Origin of the sequence: Paeniglutamicibacter sp. ZC-3 (genome assembly GCF_025847175.2) — a bacterium.
Lineage (GTDB): Bacteria > Actinomycetota > Actinomycetes > Actinomycetales > Micrococcaceae > Paeniglutamicibacter > Paeniglutamicibacter sulfureus.
The window spans coordinates 669,393-685,372 of sequence record NZ_JAOYTG010000001.1 but is presented as its reverse complement, the minus strand read 5'-3'; the positions used below and the strand labels follow the sequence as shown (position 1 = coordinate 685,372).

Below are 15,980 nucleotides of genomic sequence, written 5' to 3'. Positions count from 1 at the left end.
CAGCGATCCTTTCACGGGCAGGTACGTGCCCGACGGTCCGTAGTGAATGGAATCACAAGCTTCTCATATCGAGTACCAATTCCAAAAGGGCTGGCAATTCCCCTGGCCCATTAAGGCGGAATTGTGCCTTGGTATTTCCGGAGCCGATTTTTACCCCAATGTCCCCCGGGCGAAGTACGGCAAAGGCATCCTCGTCAGTGACGTCGTCACCGGCGAAGAGTACGGTGGAGGCGTCGGCTACCTCGCGCAACCAATTCAGCCCGTCTCCCTTGGTGCCCACCAGCACGCTGGCTTCCAGCACGGCCTTGCCGTCCAACGCCTGCAGGTTCTCGATGTCGTCCAATTGCTCGTGGGCGGCCCGCAACGCCCTGGCCGCTACTTCCGGGTCGGCCTGCCGCACATGCAGAACGATCGAGGCGGGCTTGTATTCAAGCGTGGTTCCCTGGTGGGCAGAGGAGACGGCTACAAGGATTTCGGTGGCCTTGGCCAGCGCCGAGGTCTGTGCGGGACTGAGGTCGATGTGTTCGTCTTCGGCGTCAAAGGCGGCAGGTGCCCAGCGCTCAGTGCCGTGGCTGCCCACCAGCAGTGTTTGTTCGGGCGGGTTGCCGACGGTCCTCAGCGCTGCCAAGTCGCGGCCCGAGATCACGGCGGTCACGGTGTTTTCCAGGGCGGCCAGGTTGGCCAGTGCCTCGGAAGCTGCCGGCAACGGGCGCGCGTCCTCGGGACGGTCCACCAAAGGGGCCATGGTTCCGTCGAAGTCCACGGCTACGAGCAGGATTGGGGTGTCGACCAGGGCTTCAATGGCATCGGCGAGGTCAGGGGAAATGGGGCTCATGGGTGTCCGGTGGATCCTTCAGGCGTTCGGGGCGGGTAAAAGCGGAAACTTGGGTCAAGGCAGGTCACCGGCTCGACCCTAGACCAAACATCAAAATGTCATGCGCGGATGCAAAGGGGGACGATCTTCCCCCTTTGCATCCGCGCCGCAACACGAATCGGCCTAGACCAGGGTGTCAACCGGCAAAGGCTGGGCCAGCGAGGAAAGGAACGTCTGGGACCACGTGGCCACATCGTGGTCGCGCAGATGACGACGCATGCGTCGCATCCGCCGGGCCGAGTCCTGCGGATCCATGCGCAACGCGCGCATGATCCCGGATTTCATCCCGTCGATGTCGTGGGGGTTCACCAGGACGGCCTGGGTGAGTTGGTCGGCGGCACCGGTGAATTCGGAAAGCACCAGCATCCCGGTGTCATCGGTGTGTGCAGCCACGAATTCCTTGGCCACCAAGTTCATTCCGTCACGCAGCGAGGTCACCAGCATGATGTCCGCCGCCAGGTAGAGGGCAATCATTTCCCGCAGCGGGTAGGAATGGTGCAGGTAACGGATTGCTGTGTGTTCCATGGTGTCGTGCTCGCCGTTGAGGTTGCCGACCATGAGCTCAACCTGGTCCTTGAGCTGCTGGTAGCGCTCGACATTCTCGCGGCTGGGACTCGCGACCTGCACCATGCAGGCCTCGCCGACGTGGATCTCTCCGTCGGCCAAAAGCTCACCATAGGCCTTGAGCCGGTGTCGGATGCCCTTGGTGTAGTCGAGCCGGTCAACGCCCAGCATGATGGTCTTCGGGTTGCCCAGTTCCTGTCGGATCTGTTTTGCCCGGGCCATGATCTCGGGATCGTGCGCCAGCTCGGCTACCTGCTGGGTGTCGATGGAGATGGGGTGAGCTTCGGCACGACAGATGTTGCCGGTGGATCCGCTCTCCCCGGGCGATGCCGGCGGGATCGCCAAGGAGCCCTTGACGGTGCGGTCGGTGAAGCGGCGCATGCAGCGCAGGAAGTTGCTGGCATCGGCGGTCCGTTGGAAGCCCACCACGTCGGCTCCTGCCAGACCCTCGAGGATCTGCCTGCGCCAGGGCAGTTGGGAGAAGATTCCGGGGGACGGGAAAGGAATGTGGTTGAAGAACCCGATGCGCAAGTCCGGACGGGCCTCACGCAGTAGCTTGGGCACCAGCTGCAATTGGTAATCCTGTACCCATACCGTGGCGCCCGGCTTGGCGACGCTTGCAGTGGCTTCGGCGAAGCGCTTGTTGACCTTCTTGTAGTTGTCCCACCACGTACGGTGGAATTCAGGGGGCACGATGACATCGTGGTACAGCGGCCAGAGCGTTGAGTTGGAGAACCCCTCGTAATACAACTCCAGGTCGCACTCTTCAAGCGGAACGGGGATCAAGTGGATTCCGTCGTTTTCAAAGGGTTCCAGTTCTTCGTCGGTGGCTCCGTGCCAGCCAACCCAGGCTCCGTCTGATTCCTGCATGACCGGAGCAATTGCAGTCACCAGCCCCCCGGGGGAACGCCGCCACGACAGCTCGCCGTCCTCGCCCTGTACGCGGTCCACCGGCAGTCGATTGGCCACCACGATGAAGTCGTAGCTTGGTTTGTCGCTACCGGATGCATGTTCAATTTCGAAATCCGCTTGCATGTTGACCCTCCATTTCTTGCTCAAGATTAATGTTGAGCTTAGGGGAAGCTCGTGATGTAAGCGACACCATGGCGCTAAGCTACGCCGCCGACTTACCCTAAACTGGTTGGGTCGGGGGAGTACCAAACCAAACTTAAAGGACGTTTTGACCTATGGCATCCAATAGCCAGCGGCCGAGCAAGGCCGAACGGACAGCAAGCGCGCGAGAGCAGGCACAGTCCATGCGTGTCGCCCGGGAAGCCGCTGACAAGCGCAAGTCACTGTTTATCAAACTTGGCGTGCTGGTGGCCGTGCTCGCCGTGATTGCGTTGATCGTTGGCATCGTCCTGCAGAACAACGCTGGCAAGGTGGCCAATTCCGGTGCCGTGCCCAAGGGCGGCAATGAAGCCGGTGGCATTACGCTCACCTCGGATACGACCGTGGCCGACACCTCCGGTTTGACGGTGGACGTCACCAAGGCCGGCGCCAAGCCGACCGAGGCGAAGGCTCCTGCGCCGCGCGATGCGGAAGCCGCTCCCAAGGGCGAGCCGGTCAACTTGTTGATCTACGTGGACGTTAACTGCGTGCACTGTGCCAGCTTCGAAGAGCAGTATGCCGACCAGATCAGCACCTGGCTTGCAGCCGGCGACGTGCAGGTCGAGTACCGCAACGTGGCATACCTCGATGGCGGATCGCCGACCAACTACTCTTCACGTGGCGCCAACGCGCTTGCCTGCGTAGCGGACCAGGCCCCGGCCTCGTACCTGCCGTTCGCCAAGGGCCTGTTCGCCCACCATGCACAGGGTGAAATGAAGAATGCGGAACTGGCCCAGCTCGCCAAGGACAACGGCGCGGATGTCTCCAGCTGCATCGAAGACGGGACCTTCCGTTCGTTCGTGAAGTTCACCGACGAGGCTTCCCGCGTGGATTCCATCGGCGGAACCCCGAGCGTCTTCATCCAGGGCAAGTACTGGGATGCGAACGCCGAGCCGGACTTCGTTTCCGTCGTCAACGCGGCAATCGCTGCCAACAAGTAAAAAGCCATACACCGGACCTTTGCCGGGGTTGGACAGTTGACCACATGCTGGTGAACCGCCCAACCCCGGGCACCGGTTCGATGGGCGGTCGGCATCCCGTTTCCTGCTGAGGGGCATTGTCGGCTACGCTAGTTCCTGCACTTGGGTCATGATTTATCGGACCCGGGCAGTTTGCCTCCTTAGCTCAGTTGGCCAGAGCATCGCTCTTGTAAAGCGAGGGTCGCCGGTTCGAATCCGGCAGGGGGCTCCACTGAAATCCCCGTGGTTCCGCGGTAAAACAGCCCAGAACCACGGGGATTTTTCATGTTCAAAAGTAGTCCGAATTGGGGAATCCTCCACATTGCCTCCACTTGGAGCCTCGGGCGAAACAAAAATGGATGTTCATGGCTTCCATGGGCAACATCAATTCAGCTCATAGGGTGCGGCCCCGGAGCCAAACGTCCAGAAGATTGCCTTTGCCAGCTGGCTCGATGCTGCGCACAGGATGCCTTGAAAGCACTTGCCCCCACACCATCTCTGAGCCCTCGTGGAAACCCAATCGCATCGGCTCTACGACGATGATGGAATCGAAGCGATTCGTGCGCTTCCACGCCGCCCTGCCAAGGTGCCGTCAGCATGATGTCGGCAGTCTCGCAGACGTAGCGGACAACACCATTCGCAGTCGTGACCTTCAAAATGATGTTTGGACTCTTGGACTTCGTCATGGCACTCCAGCAACGATCGGAGTGGCATGGGTCGGGATCCAGTCACTCCAAAACGTATGTGCGGTTATCGGCGACCAACCAAGACGATTTCAGCAATCATGCCCCAACCAAGCGCAGCAGGGTTACCTAGGCGCGTGAACTTGAACTTAACGTGGCAGGCCGTAGACGCAAGGCGGTTATAAGGAAATTTCGATAGAGAATCCTTGTTTTTTGAGGGCTATTTGGCGGCGCTGCTAGCGGCGAATGGTGGATCCCATGTCGGCAACCGGATTCTCCAGTTCACTCCACCTGCGCCGGGACGGCGATGATCGGGTGTTAGTGGGAGGCACGGACACCATCGATTCGCGCCATCTCGTGACGCCACGCCGTGCCCGTGTTGAAACCCGCTCCGAGGTCGGGCAGTTCGGCCATGTCCTCGTCGGAGAGATCGCTTAGCGTGCCCCCGGCGGAGAGGATGTCCATCGAGAGGCCCGCGATCGTGTCGACACTGATCGCCTGGAGCACGGCCTGCTCCACGGTGAGTGCCACGCTGGTGATGCCATGCGCCCTGAGCACGAGGACGGGACGTCCCTGCATTGCGGCAACCATCTCGGCCGCGAGCGAGTGATCTCGTACGAGCACGCCCCGTGGATACACCGGTATGCCTCCTGCCGCGAGCCTAGTGCCGGGGATGTCGAATGCGCCGACGATTGGGCGGATCGCAATGCCGGCAAGGTCGGCTGCGACGATGCGCGGCGGGTGCGCGTGCACGACCGCCGCGACGTCGTCGCGGGCCCTGAGCGCCGCTGTGTGCAGCGGCAGCTCGTTCGGCACGGACCAACCGTCCAGCTCGCCCGGTGCGGCCTCGGTGCCGTCGAACCGGACGAGGCGGATGTCTTCGGCCTCGGTGTAGCCGAGACCTCGTTCGCGCGGACCCCGGCAGCGCACAAGGAGACTCTCGTCGTTGATGCGCAAGCTGATGTGTCCGAGGATCCCGTCGGCGAGGCCGCGGTTGGCGAGTACACGGCATGCGTCAGCGAGGAGTGACCGCTCTTCTTCGAAGCTGTTGAGCATGCTCTTCCTTCTCATCCGTTGGATCTGCGGTCCGCCTTCGAAGCCGGGCCGCACTGCGCCCGTTGGTGGCGCACATATTGCCCCTGGGGGTTTCGACCTTTGGCCGTCGCCAGCCAGCATAGCCCGAGAGCGCGAAAGTGGGCGAATGGCGGGGGCGCCAGCGGAATTCTCTTGACAGGTCCTCAACCTGAGGTATATTGGTCAGGCCATTAGTTATATCGGAGGAGCCTTAAATGCCCAAGGTTGTGTATGTCGGGAACGGCAATGAAAAGCATGTGGTCGATGCGACGATCGGTGAGAACGTGATGAGCGCGGCTGTGCGCTCTGGAGTCCCCGGAATCGTTGGCGAATGCGGAGGACAGATGTCCTGTGCCACGTGCCATGTGTGGGTCAATGACGAATTCCGCGAGCGAGTCGGCGGTCCTGGCGAGATGGAAGCTGACCTTCTCGACCTCGGGGTGTCGGACTACACGGAGGCGAGCCGTCTCGGTTGCCAGATCTCCATCACTGACGAGCTCGACGAACTCGTCGTCGAGCCGCGCCCTGAAGCATGGCACTGAGAGAAAAGGGATAACGATGTTGCGTCCAGATATAAATGACCTGCTCACGCAGACCGGCCCAGAGACCCCCATGGGCAAGTTGTTCCGGCGCTACTGGCAGCCGGTCCTGCATACTGATGAGCTGCCTGAGGACGGGTGCCCACCCGTGCGAGTGAAGATTCTCTCGGAGCGGCTCATCGCCGTTCGCACGCCTGAGGGCGAATACGGACTCATGGACGAGTTCTGCGCGCATCGCGGCGTGTCGATGTTCTTTGGTCGTGTTGAGAACGGCGGTATCCGTTGTCCCTACCACGGCTGGAAGTACAACGCCGATGGACAGGCGATCGAGGTACCCAGCGAGCTCAACAACTCCGAGTTCTGCAAGAACGTCAAGCTCCGCTCTTACCCGCTGGTCAAGGTGGGTGACCTTCTGTGGGCCTACCTTGGGGAACCCAAGATGCAGCCGCCGCTTCCGACTTGGGAGTTCGCGACAGTCCCTTCGGGACAGACCTTCACCTCGAAGCGACTCCAGGAGAGCAACTGGCTCCAAGCGCTCGAGGGTGGGATCGACTCCAGCCATGTGACGTGGCTCCACGGCGGTGGACCGACGGGTGCCGGGCTTGAGGCCGACCCGTTGTTCGCAGGGGCGAAGGGTAATCAATACAACAAGGGCGACGTGAAGCCCTCCTTCGAAGTCGTCGAGAACGAGGGAGGACTGCTGATCGGCGCACGCCGCAATGCGGAGGAGGACCACTACTATTGGCGAGTCACCCCCTGGGTGCTGCCCAACTTCACCCTGGTGCCACCACGTGGCGATCACCCGGTGCACGGTCACTTCTGGGTGCCGATCGACGACGAAAACTGCTGGGCCTGGAGCTTCGACTATCACCCTACGCGAGACCTCACGGAAGCGGAGGTCGCGGCGATGAAGGCCGGAGCGGGTGTGCACAGCAAGAACATCCCCGGCACGTATCGTCCCGAGGCTAACAAGGACAACGACTACCTGATCAATCGCGATAAGCAGAAGACGGGTGAATTGTTCTCAGGCGTCGAGGGCATCGCAATTCAGGATTCTTCCCTGCAGGAGAGCATGGGTCCGACAGTCGATCGCACGAAGGAGCGGCTCGTCGCGACCGACGCCGGAATTATCAAGGCTCGTCAGAAGCTGCGTCGTGCCGTTGAGGCGCTGCGTGATCACGGCACCGAGCCGATGGGCAACGTTCCCGAGCACCAGAACATCCGTTCCGTGGCGATCGTACTTCCGGCGGACCAACCGTTCGTCGAAGGTATCGGAGACGGGTTCGAGGCGCGCGCAGGCGTCCGGCAGACCACGGTATGATCATGACTACACCGATCTCGGTCAGCGCCTGTGCTCGTGCGGCCACGGCGGAAGAGGCCGCGTACCGCATTGACTATCCGCTGGCATACGCCCGCTCGACCCGCGTGGTCGCATTCGATGAAACGGCGGCGAAGACCGTGCGGTCGGTCTCCGACGGACCTTGGGGAAAGGCACAGTTCTATACGACGTCGGACTCCGGCGAGGAGCTCATAACCCTCGATGGCGAGCGGCGCCCGATGGCGATGGAGATCGAGCACTCCGACTCCGTCATCATGGTCGCGACGAATTCGATCGTCTCGAATGCCGCCGCGGCAGTGGGAGTCGCCTGTCGCGAACGGTCGATCATGACCGCGGGTCTGCTCCTGCTGGACGCGGGCGCGCTCGGAGGCGATGCATTGAGCGCGCTTCGTCCATATGCCCGCATCCTGCTGGTTCCCGCGGACGAGGAAGACCTCTTCGAGTTACTGAAGGGGATCAGGGCATGAGAACGATTCCTCAGCTTCAGGCGATGAAGCATGCGGGTGAGAAATCAGTCTGCTTTGTCTGCTGGGATTTCCAGATGGCGCGCATAGCCGATCGAGTCGGCGCCGACATCATCTCGATCGGCGACACGGTCGGCGTCAACTTGTGGGGTCAGCCGAATCCGCTGGAGATCACATTCGACGAGCTACTCGTAGTCGCGAAGGCGGTGCGCCGAGGCGTGACGAACGCGCTCCTGAGCTGCGACTTCCCCTTCGGTCCGTTGCAGTCCGGCGGTGCGCTGCCCGCCGCAATCCGCTTGGTGAAGGAGGCGGGGATCGACCTCGTCAAACTCGACGGCGCCGCCGACTTCCCGGAGGAGGTCGAAGCGCTCACGCGAGCGGGAATCCCTGTCTTCGCGCAGTTCGGGATCACGCCCCAGACCTCGCTGAAGTACGGTCTCGACTACTCGAGCGCCCACACCGTCCAGGTGCCTGACGAGTTGACGGAGGAGCTCGTCGCCGAAGCCAAGCGGTTGGAGTCGGCCGGCGCCGTGCTGCTTAACTTCACGAACTCCGGGTCGGTCGTGGGACCGGCCGTGGCCCAGGCGGTCTCGATCCCCGTGCTCGGCGGCTTCGGCGGAGGACCCTGGCTGGACGGCAGGATCCGCATGGCCACGGCGGCGCTCGGATACAACGATAAATGGCTTGATGCCGAGCCGGACACGTACGCGAACGTCGCTCGCATCGCGTACGACGGACTTGCTGCCTGCGCAGAGGACATCCGCGCGGGACGCCAGATCCGTGGCGGCATCAAGGTCCCCGGTGCAAGTTGACAACCAGAGGAGAGGGCCATGCCCGTTATTGAAGTGGATGGAATCCGCACCCGCTACGAGATGGTCGGCGAGGGTCCGCCGATCCTGATGTTTAGCCCAGGCGGCTTCGACTCGAGCCTGGATAACTGGACGACGTTCGGGCGTTACAAGCAGCTTGGATTCGTCGATGCCCTGTCGCAGGAGTACACCTGCATCGTGTTCGATCGGCGCGAATCGGGCCAGTCAGGCGGTCGCCTCGAGCGGCTGGCGTGGCCGAAGTACATCGACCAGGCGATCGGTCTGATCGACCACCTCGGTCTCGACGCCGTGCACACGATGGGCGGGTGCGTCGGCTGCTCGTCCGCCGCACTGCTCGCAATCGCGCAGCCTGAGCGCGTACGCAGCATGGTGCTGTTCTCCCCAGCTGGCGGAGTGACGTACCGGGCAGCCCAGCACCAGCGCTTCACGCAGCATCTCGGGTTCGCCCTGGAACACGGAGTGAATGCCGTCGTCGAGCACGCACGGTCCACCACTGCGGGGTTCACCAAGGATCCCCGCGTCGGGCCATGGTCCGCGGCGCTCCGCACTGACGAGGCATTCGCCGAGCGCTACGCGTCCACGAGTCTCGAGCGGTACCGAACGATCGTGTCGGGATCTGCGCGGCTGTTGTTCGACCGCGACACCGTTCCAGGGCCGGAACCGGAGGATCTCCAGCTACTTGAAGTCCCCGCGCTCGTCGTGCCCGGCGAGGATCTCTCGCACACCCGCTCGGCCGCGCGCTACCTCGAGGAGTGCCTGCCCCGGGCCGAGTACTGGGATGTGCCGGTCATCGAGCAGACGCCCGAAGCGTCGACGGCACGCGTGCGCGAGTTCCTTTCGCGCCACTGAGGCCGCTCTCGATACGCGCGATCTGCGCGATCCGCTCTGCGTGGACGCCACCCTTGAACGGCGTCGCAAGCCACCGGTCGAGAAGCGTGAGGGCGGTCTCGTCGTCGACGACCTTCGTGCCGATCACCATCACGTTGGCATCGTTGTTGCCGCGCGAGATGTCGACGGAGAACTCGGAGTACGCGAGCCCCGCGCGGATCGCACGCACCTTGTTGCAGGCGATCACCTCTCCCTGGCCGCTGCCGCCCACGATGATGCCGAGGTCGGCATCGCCCCGGGCGACCGCCCGGGCGACGGCAGCGCACAACGGCGGATAGTCCACCGTTGTGCCGCCCCGCGGGGCTAGGTCCAAGACAACATGATGCCCCCGGGCACTCAAGACGCCCACGATGCGGTCGATGAGCCGCACGCCGTGGTGGTCTCCTGCGATGGCGATGCGTGCGAGATCTGGCATCATCCCTGAAGCTCCAAGGTTCCGTCGGCGAAGAGGTCTTCGATCGCCGGACGGGTGCGGACGATGTGCTGGCTCATCGCGTTGTCGATGAGCTCTTCGAGCGTACCCCGATTCTTTTCGACGCCGTAGGGCAGGGGGTCTGATCCCGTGATCTTCATGACCCGCGCCAAGATCTGATCCTGGCGGCTGTCGCCGGGACCGCTGCGCAGCCGCTCGACGTAGCGACGCTTCGCCTCGGCGAAATCAGCGAACAAGGTCGAGGCCAACTCGGGGTGCTGTGCGAGCAGCTCGTCTCGCACGACGACGAGGTGGTTGATGGGGAAGACCCCGCGCTGCCGGAGCACGTCGGTCGCCGCCTCGTCGGGGTTTGCGATCTGGGAGACCACCTCGGGATGCGTGATGCCGGCACCGACGACGGCGTCGATTTCACCGGCGAGGAGCATCTCCTGGAGCGTCGCCCCGTGGGGTGCGCGAAGCACGTTCTTCGGAGGCACATACGCGGGGACATGCTCGTCCCCTGAGCACACCCAGGTCACTGAGTCGAGATCGAGGCCGGCCTCGGCCAGTGCCGCTCGACCCCAGACTCCCGTGGTCACCGTGTAGCCGCGGTTCACGCCGATGCGCCTGCCGGCGAGGTCTGCGACGGGTCGACTGCTGTTCTTCCGCAGCACCTGGGCGGCACCGTGGTGGAAGTCGCGCACGAGGAAGATCGGCAGTGCGGTGAACGCTACGCCGTGCTCCTTCGCAGTGAGATATGTGGTGAGAGCCATCTCGGCGACATCGAACTCGAGATCGCGCACCATCCTGCGGAACCCCTTCACGAGGACGGGTTCTTCGACGACGTCGAAGCGGAGCCCGGACGCCGCCGCGCCACCCTCGATCAGTGCGCGATTTGCTCCCTGCGGGCGCGTGAGTAGTGACAAGTGCATGAATCCTCCATGTCGTCAGAAAAGTTGTCTTATTGGATGCTAGCCTTGGTATTACCATTATGCCAATCACTAGCCCAAGGAAGTGCCAATGACTGATTCAGTGCTCGCCGCCGTGCGTACAGCCCCCGGAATGACCGAGATGCGCGAATTCCCCAAGCCGCGCATCGACGCAGACTCCGCATTGCTCAAGATCGAGGTGGCGGGCATCTGCGGCACCGACGCCAAACTGTATTTCTCACCGCCCGACACTCCGGCGACCCAGGGACCCGTCATCATGGGGCACGAGAACGTCGGCGTGATTGTCGAGGCAGGAGAGCGGTTCAGGAGCCGGCACGGGCTAGTGGAGGGAGACCGGGTCTTCGTCGAGCATTACGTGGCCTGCTACAACTGCGAGTGGTGTCGCATCGGCGAGTATCGCCACTGCGAAGCCACCGATTGGCGCACGAACCCCGACGCGCGACGTTTCGGCTACACGTCCTCCGACATGCCCGGCCGCCTCTGGGGTGGATTCTCCGAGTACATGTACCTGCCATGGAATGCGGTGCTTCACAAGGTCCCCGAGACGATGTCTCCTGAGCTCGCGGGACTCATCATGCCGCTGTCGAACGGCATCGAATGGGCGCTGCTCACCGCCGGGATCGGGTACAACGACACCGTGCTCATCCAGGGTCCCGGCCAGCAGGGACTTTCCCAGCTCATCGCGGCGAAGCAGGCGGGCGCCTCGCGAATCATCGTCTCGGGCACAACCCGTGACAAGGAGCGTCTCGAGCTCGCGCTCGAGCTCGGTGCCGATGACGTCATCGACATCCTGACGGAGGATGCGCGCGAAAAGGTCATGGATCTGACTCAGGGGCGCGGGGTCGACTACGTGCTCGACTGCACGTCAAGAGCCGGTACGGCCCCCTTGCTGCTCGGAGTCGACGTCCTCACTCGTCGCGATGGCACGCTGCTCGTGCAGGGCGAACTGGCCGCCTTCCCCGACTTCCCCCTGAAGAAGATCACCGAGAAGTCGATCACGATCAAGTCGGCGCGTGGCCACTCGTACCGCGCCTGCGAACTGGCCGTCGCGCAGATCGCATCGGGCCGGTTCCCGCTCGAGAAGCTCGCTACGCACCGGTATGGAATCGATGAGGTCGATCACGCGATCCGGGTGCTCGCCGGCCAGACCGACGAGGATGCGATCCACATTTCGATGATGCCCGACATGATCGGCCAGCCCGGTGGGCGGACGAGCGCGAAGGCGACAGCCTGATGGGCGGCCTCGTCGTGACGGGCACGCCCCGCACGCCCCTCGATCTCCTTGGCACACTGGCCGGGTACAGCGTCGCCACGGTGCACGAGGCTCAGGGCCGCAGAGGACTGCTCGCATCGGCGATCACGCCGATTCAGAGCGGAATGCGCGTCGCCGGGTCGGCTGTGACAGCGACGGTGACCCCTGGGGACAACACGACTATCGCTGTGGCAGTCGAGCAGTGCCAGGAAGGTGACCTGCTCATCATCACCCCGACGGCGCCGTGCGACATGGGTTACTTCGGCGACCTGCTCGCCACCTCGCTGAAGGCCCGTGGCGTGCGCGGCCTGGTCATCGATGCCGGCGTGCGTGACGTCGCCGACCTGCAGACGATGGGCTTCCCGGTGTGGTCGCGGCATGTCTGTGCCGAGGGGACGACGAAGGGCAACCTCGGCGATGTCAACGTGCCGATCTCTATCGCGGGTCAGATCGTGCATCCCGGCGACGCGGTACTCGCCGATGATGACGGCGTCGTGATCGTGTCACGCGCACGGGTCGCCGAGGTGCTGGTCACGGCACAGGAGCGCGAAGCGAAGGAAGAGCTCTCCCGGGCCCGGTACCTCGCGGGCGAGACAGCGCTCGACGTGAACAACATGCGGCCGATGATCGAGGCTGCAGGGATCCGATACGTCGACTATCGCATGTGGCAGGAAGGGCGGACATCATGATCATCGACATCCACGGGCACTATACGACAGAACCCGAAGCGCTTCATCGGTTCCGTGCGGCACTGCTTCGGGGAGAGTCTCCGAGCGCGGCGGGTCTCAGTGACCAGGTGTCGGATGAAGAGCTCCGCCAAAGCGTCGAAGACCACCAGGTCCGGGTCCTGCGTGAGCGCGGTGGCGACCTAATGCTGTTTTCGCCACGCGCCTCCGGGATGGCACATCACGAGCCGGATGCGGATATCGCCAATACGTGGGCGCAGGCGTCGAACGACATGGTCCATCGCGTCAGCGAGCTGTTTCCCGCGCATTTCGCTCCCGTCGCGCAGCTTCCCCAGACGCCGGAAGGAAACCTCGACGGCGTGCTCGCCGAGTTGCGACGCACCGTGGGGGAGCTCGGATTCGTGGGTGCCAATCTCAACCCGGATCCATCGGGGACGTGGGCCGGCAAGCCGCTGACGGATCCCTCCTGGTTCCCGATCTACGAGACCGCCGAGGACCTCGATGTGCCTCTCATGGTCCACGTCTCGGCGGCGTGCAACCCGAACTTCCACACGCTCGGCGCGCACTATCTCAACGCCGACACGAGCGTCTTTATGCAGTTGCTCCAATCGGATCTGTTCACCCGGTTCCCCGGCTTGAGGATCGTCATCCCCCACGGTGGCGGCGCGGTTCCCTATCACTGGGGCCGCTATCGCGGACTTGCGATGCGCAATGGCTGGCAGGATCCCTCGGAGCTGTTGGGCAACGTGTTCTTCGATACGGCGGTATACCACCAGCCCGGATACAACCTCCTCGTCGACTTGATCCCGGCATCGAACGTGCTCTTCGCCTCGGAGATGCTCGGAGCCGTGCGCGGCGCCGACCCCATCACCGGCGTGGAATGGGATGACACCCTCACGTATCTGCGGGCATCTGAACGATCGCAGGCAGACTGGGATGCGATCACGCACGGGAACGCGTTGCGCATCTACCCGCGGCTTGCCGCGCGCCTGGTAGGGAGCGGCGGATGAGTCGCCTGCAGCTGACCTTTGCCTGTGGCGACTACGACCGCACCCGCGGGGTCGAGGACGGCAGCGTGGCGGTCGACGGCATCGACCTCACGTACCTGCGCTTGCCCGTGGAGGAGACCTTCTTCCGCATGGCGCGGCACCATGAGTTCGATGCGGCGGAGATGTCGCTGTCGACCTACGTCTCGACCCTCAACGCGCTCGATAGGGGAGAGCAACCGCCGTTCGTCGCGCTGCCGATCTACACGTCGCGTCAGTTCCGCCACGGAGGGATGTTCGTCAACGTCGATGCCGGGGTGGTGAAACCCTCCGATCTGCGCGGCAAGCGGATCGGCATGCCCGAGGTGCAGTTGACCGCGTGCGTGTGGCAACGAGGGATCCTGGCCGACCACCACGGCCTGCCGCTCGATGCATCGACGTTCTTCACCGGCGGCCAGGAGAGTCCCGGGCGGATCGAGAAGGGCGTCGTGGATGTGCCGTTCGACATTCATCCGATTCCCTCGGACCGCACGCTGTCCGAGATGCTAGCCGTGGGGGACCTCGACGCGATTTTCTCGCCGCGGATCCCGAGTACCTTCGGGCGGCCGGACGGGCGCATCGCTCGACTCTTCCCCGACACGAAACAGGCCGAGCAGGCGTACTTCCGGGCCACGGGGATTTTCCCGGTGATGCACGTCGTCGTGCTGCGTCGCGAGTTGTACGAGCGCCACCGGTGGGTTGCGCAATCGCTGACCAAGGCCTTGGCCGCAGCTAAGGCCCAGGCGGCAGCGCGCATCTACGACTCCTCGGCTCTGCAGTTCATGGAGCCATGGCTGATGTTCCATCTCGAAGAGGCGCGGGAGCTCCTGGGCGATGACTACTGGTCGTACGGGTTGGGTGGAGTCGATCGAAAGGTGCTCACCACGTTCCTCAGGTACCACCACGAGCAGGGATTGTCCGGAGCGCGTCGCGAGCCCGAGGACCTGTTTGCTCCCGAGTCGCTGGAGTCCTTCGTCATCTGACGCAGTTCGGCCGGAGCGCTCCCGCGGCGCTCCGGCCGAACTGCGTCGTCACCTCGTGAGGTATTTCTTCAGCGGAATGTCCGTGTCACCCGCAGCCTCCGGTGGGATGTTTCCGCCTGCCTCGAGGATGCGCCTCGCCGTCATGTAGTCGAGCGGAGCGTTGACCGCCTCGATCGATGCGAGCTGACCATCGCGGTAGTAGAGCGCCGAGAAGCGCTCGCTGTCGGGATCGCCGCGAACGACCACTTGGTCGTGGCCCATCGTGAGACCGGCCATCTGGAGTTTGAGGTCGGCCTGATCCGACCAAAACCACGGCACCGCCGTCACGCCCGGCTCATGGCCCATCAAGGAGGCGGCAGCCGCTTTCGCCTGCGCGATCGCGTTCGGCACCGACTCGAGCCGGACAGGGCCGTGGACGGGGTGGGAGCTCACCGCGCAGTCGCCTGCGGCGACGATGCCCGGGATGCGGGTGCGCCCGAAGGCGTCGACGTCGATGCCGCCCTCGCTGGCCAGCCCCACGGACGCGGCGAGCTCCGTGTGGGCGATCAGGCCGATGCCGATGACCACGACATCGGCGTCGATCACACGGCCATCAGCGAGCTCGACGCCGCTCACGCGATCTGTTCCGCGGAAGCCCGACACGGCGGCATCGAGCACGATGCGTGTGCCGCGGCGCTGATGCGCGTCTGCATAGAAGCGGGACATCTCGGGCGCGACAGCGCGTGCCATGAGGCGGTCCTGGGCTTCCAGGACGGTGACGTCCTTGCCGCTCGCCGTCGCCGCCGCTGCGATCTCAAGACCGACGAATCCGCCGCCGACGACGACGACGCGAGACGCATCGTCGAGGGATTCCTTGAGCGCGACGGCGTCGTCGATGGTGCGCAGATAGTGGATTCCCGCGAGCTCAGCGCCGTGCGCACGCATACGACGGGGTGTGCCGCCAACAGTGAACGCGAGCCGGTCGAAAGCGATCGTCCGGCCGCTGCGAGTCACGGCTTCGCCCGACCCGGCGGCATCGTCGTCGAGCGTGATCGTATCCACCCACTCGCCGCAGACGAGGGTGATGTCGTTCGCCGTGTAATAGTCGGCGCCGCGAAGCGCCAGCTCGTGCTCCGCGGCTCTGCCGCTGAGGAAGGCCTTCGACAGCGGTGGGCGCTGATATGGCGGCCGGCTCTCCCCGCCGACAACGGTGATCGGCGCCGTGTCCCCCAGCTCGCGCAGGGTGGCCGCGAGCTGGAGACCAGCCTGGCCGGCGCCGATGATCAGGGTGCGGGCGGAAATTCGAGGCGTTGCGATGTGATTCATGGTCCTCCTTAAGGGTAGGACCATTAGACCACATTATGTCGAG

16 protein-coding genes and 1 tRNA gene are annotated in these 15,980 nt (G+C 63.8%); 11 read left to right on the top strand and 6 right to left on the bottom strand.

The features are described from left to right. Positions 1 to 52: 52 nt before the first annotated feature. A complete protein-coding gene (gene otsB / locus OIU93_RS03070; RefSeq protein WP_264268573.1) occupies positions 53 to 835 on the bottom strand; it encodes a trehalose-phosphatase in 783 nt (260 codons plus the stop codon). 162 nt (positions 836 to 997) lie between these two features. Further along, positions 998 to 2,473 (bottom strand): trehalose-6-phosphate synthase, encoded by a 1,476-nt coding sequence (locus tag OIU93_RS03065; RefSeq protein WP_264268572.1) that lies wholly within the window; start codon positions 2,471 to 2,473, stop codon positions 998 to 1,000. 152 nt (positions 2,474 to 2,625) lie between these two features. Between OIU93_RS03065 and OIU93_RS03060 the strand changes: the two genes are divergently transcribed. Together OIU93_RS03060 and OIU93_RS03055 are read left to right on the top strand one after the other, a co-directional pair. Beyond that, a complete protein-coding gene (locus OIU93_RS03060; protein ID WP_264268571.1) occupies positions 2,626 to 3,489 on the top strand; it encodes a DsbA family protein in 864 nt (287 codons plus the stop codon). 173 nt (positions 3,490 to 3,662) lie between these two features. After that, positions 3,663 to 3,739 (top strand) — tRNA-Thr (locus OIU93_RS03055). Positions 3,740 to 4,508: 769 nt separating this feature from the next. On the opposite strand, the gene OIU93_RS03050 is transcribed toward OIU93_RS03055, so the two are convergent. Continuing rightward, positions 4,509 to 5,246: a class II aldolase/adducin family protein gene (locus tag OIU93_RS03050; protein WP_264268570.1), complete on the bottom strand. Its 738-nt coding sequence runs from the start codon at positions 5,244 to 5,246 to the stop codon at positions 4,509 to 4,511. A gap of 233 nt (positions 5,247 to 5,479) precedes the next feature. Here OIU93_RS03050 and OIU93_RS03045 point away from each other — a divergent pair, with 233 nt between their 5' ends. From OIU93_RS03045 to OIU93_RS03025, 5 genes are read left to right on the top strand one after another with little or no spacing between them, the layout of a single operon-like run. Continuing rightward, positions 5,480 to 5,806 (top strand): 2Fe-2S iron-sulfur cluster-binding protein, encoded by a 327-nt coding sequence (locus OIU93_RS03045; RefSeq protein ID WP_264268569.1) that lies wholly within the window; start codon positions 5,480 to 5,482, stop codon positions 5,804 to 5,806. A gap of 16 nt (positions 5,807 to 5,822) precedes the next feature. Further along, positions 5,823 to 7,124: an aromatic ring-hydroxylating dioxygenase subunit alpha gene (locus OIU93_RS03040; RefSeq protein WP_264268568.1), complete on the top strand. Its 1,302-nt coding sequence runs from the start codon at positions 5,823 to 5,825 to the stop codon at positions 7,122 to 7,124. Between the two features lie 2 nt (positions 7,125 to 7,126). Further along, entirely contained in the window at positions 7,127 to 7,609 is a 483-nt protein-coding gene (locus OIU93_RS03035; RefSeq protein ID WP_264268567.1) for a hypothetical protein, read from the top strand. Further along, positions 7,606 to 8,418 carry a 3-methyl-2-oxobutanoate hydroxymethyltransferase gene (locus OIU93_RS03030; protein ID WP_264268566.1) on the top strand — a complete coding sequence of 271 codons (813 nt, stop codon included), beginning with the start codon at positions 7,606 to 7,608 and terminating at the stop codon, positions 8,416 to 8,418. Before OIU93_RS03035 ends, OIU93_RS03030 begins: the two co-directional genes overlap by 4 nt. 18 nt (positions 8,419 to 8,436) lie before the next feature. Beyond that, positions 8,437 to 9,285: an alpha/beta fold hydrolase gene (locus OIU93_RS03025; protein ID WP_264268565.1), complete on the top strand. Its 849-nt coding sequence runs from the start codon at positions 8,437 to 8,439 to the stop codon at positions 9,283 to 9,285. Here the strand turns inward: OIU93_RS03025 and OIU93_RS03020 are convergent. Both OIU93_RS03020 and OIU93_RS03015 read right to left on the bottom strand, forming a co-directional pair. Next, the gene (locus OIU93_RS03020) at positions 9,224 to 9,742 is read right to left on the bottom strand and encodes an RpiB/LacA/LacB family sugar-phosphate isomerase (protein WP_264268564.1); all 519 of its coding nucleotides are present in this window, start codon (positions 9,740 to 9,742) and stop codon (positions 9,224 to 9,226) included. The two genes, OIU93_RS03025 and OIU93_RS03020, sit on opposite strands and share 62 nt — an antisense overlap. Continuing rightward, on the bottom strand, positions 9,739 to 10,668 hold the full coding sequence (locus OIU93_RS03015; RefSeq protein ID WP_264268563.1) for an ABC transporter substrate-binding protein: 930 nt from the start codon (positions 10,666 to 10,668) through the stop codon (positions 9,739 to 9,741). Before OIU93_RS03015 ends, OIU93_RS03020 begins: the two co-directional genes overlap by 4 nt. Before the next feature lie 88 nt (positions 10,669 to 10,756). Here OIU93_RS03015 and OIU93_RS03010 point away from each other — a divergent pair, with 88 nt between their 5' ends. From OIU93_RS03010 to OIU93_RS02995, 4 genes are read left to right on the top strand one after another with little or no spacing between them, the layout of a single operon-like run. Next, a complete protein-coding gene (locus tag OIU93_RS03010) occupies positions 10,757 to 11,920 on the top strand; it encodes a zinc-binding dehydrogenase (protein ID WP_264268562.1) in 1,164 nt (387 codons plus the stop codon). Next, on the top strand, positions 11,920 to 12,627 hold the full coding sequence (locus OIU93_RS03005; protein WP_264268561.1) for a 4-carboxy-4-hydroxy-2-oxoadipate aldolase/oxaloacetate decarboxylase: 708 nt from the start codon (positions 11,920 to 11,922) through the stop codon (positions 12,625 to 12,627). The genes OIU93_RS03010 and OIU93_RS03005 overlap by 1 nt, the downstream gene beginning before the upstream one ends. Next, positions 12,624 to 13,634: an amidohydrolase family protein gene (locus tag OIU93_RS03000; RefSeq protein ID WP_264268560.1), complete on the top strand. Its 1,011-nt coding sequence runs from the start codon at positions 12,624 to 12,626 to the stop codon at positions 13,632 to 13,634. The genes OIU93_RS03005 and OIU93_RS03000 overlap by 4 nt, the downstream gene beginning before the upstream one ends. Beyond that, complete coding sequence (locus OIU93_RS02995; protein WP_264268559.1) at positions 13,631 to 14,632, top strand: hypothetical protein; 1,002 nt, start codon at positions 13,631 to 13,633, stop codon at positions 14,630 to 14,632. The genes OIU93_RS03000 and OIU93_RS02995 overlap by 4 nt, the downstream gene beginning before the upstream one ends. A 48-nt stretch (positions 14,633 to 14,680) precedes the next feature. Here OIU93_RS02995 and OIU93_RS02990 read toward each other — a convergent pair whose 3' ends face one another. Continuing rightward, positions 14,681 to 15,937: an NAD(P)/FAD-dependent oxidoreductase gene (locus OIU93_RS02990; RefSeq protein WP_264268558.1), complete on the bottom strand. Its 1,257-nt coding sequence runs from the start codon at positions 15,935 to 15,937 to the stop codon at positions 14,681 to 14,683. Between the last annotated feature and the right edge of the window lie 43 nt (positions 15,938 to 15,980).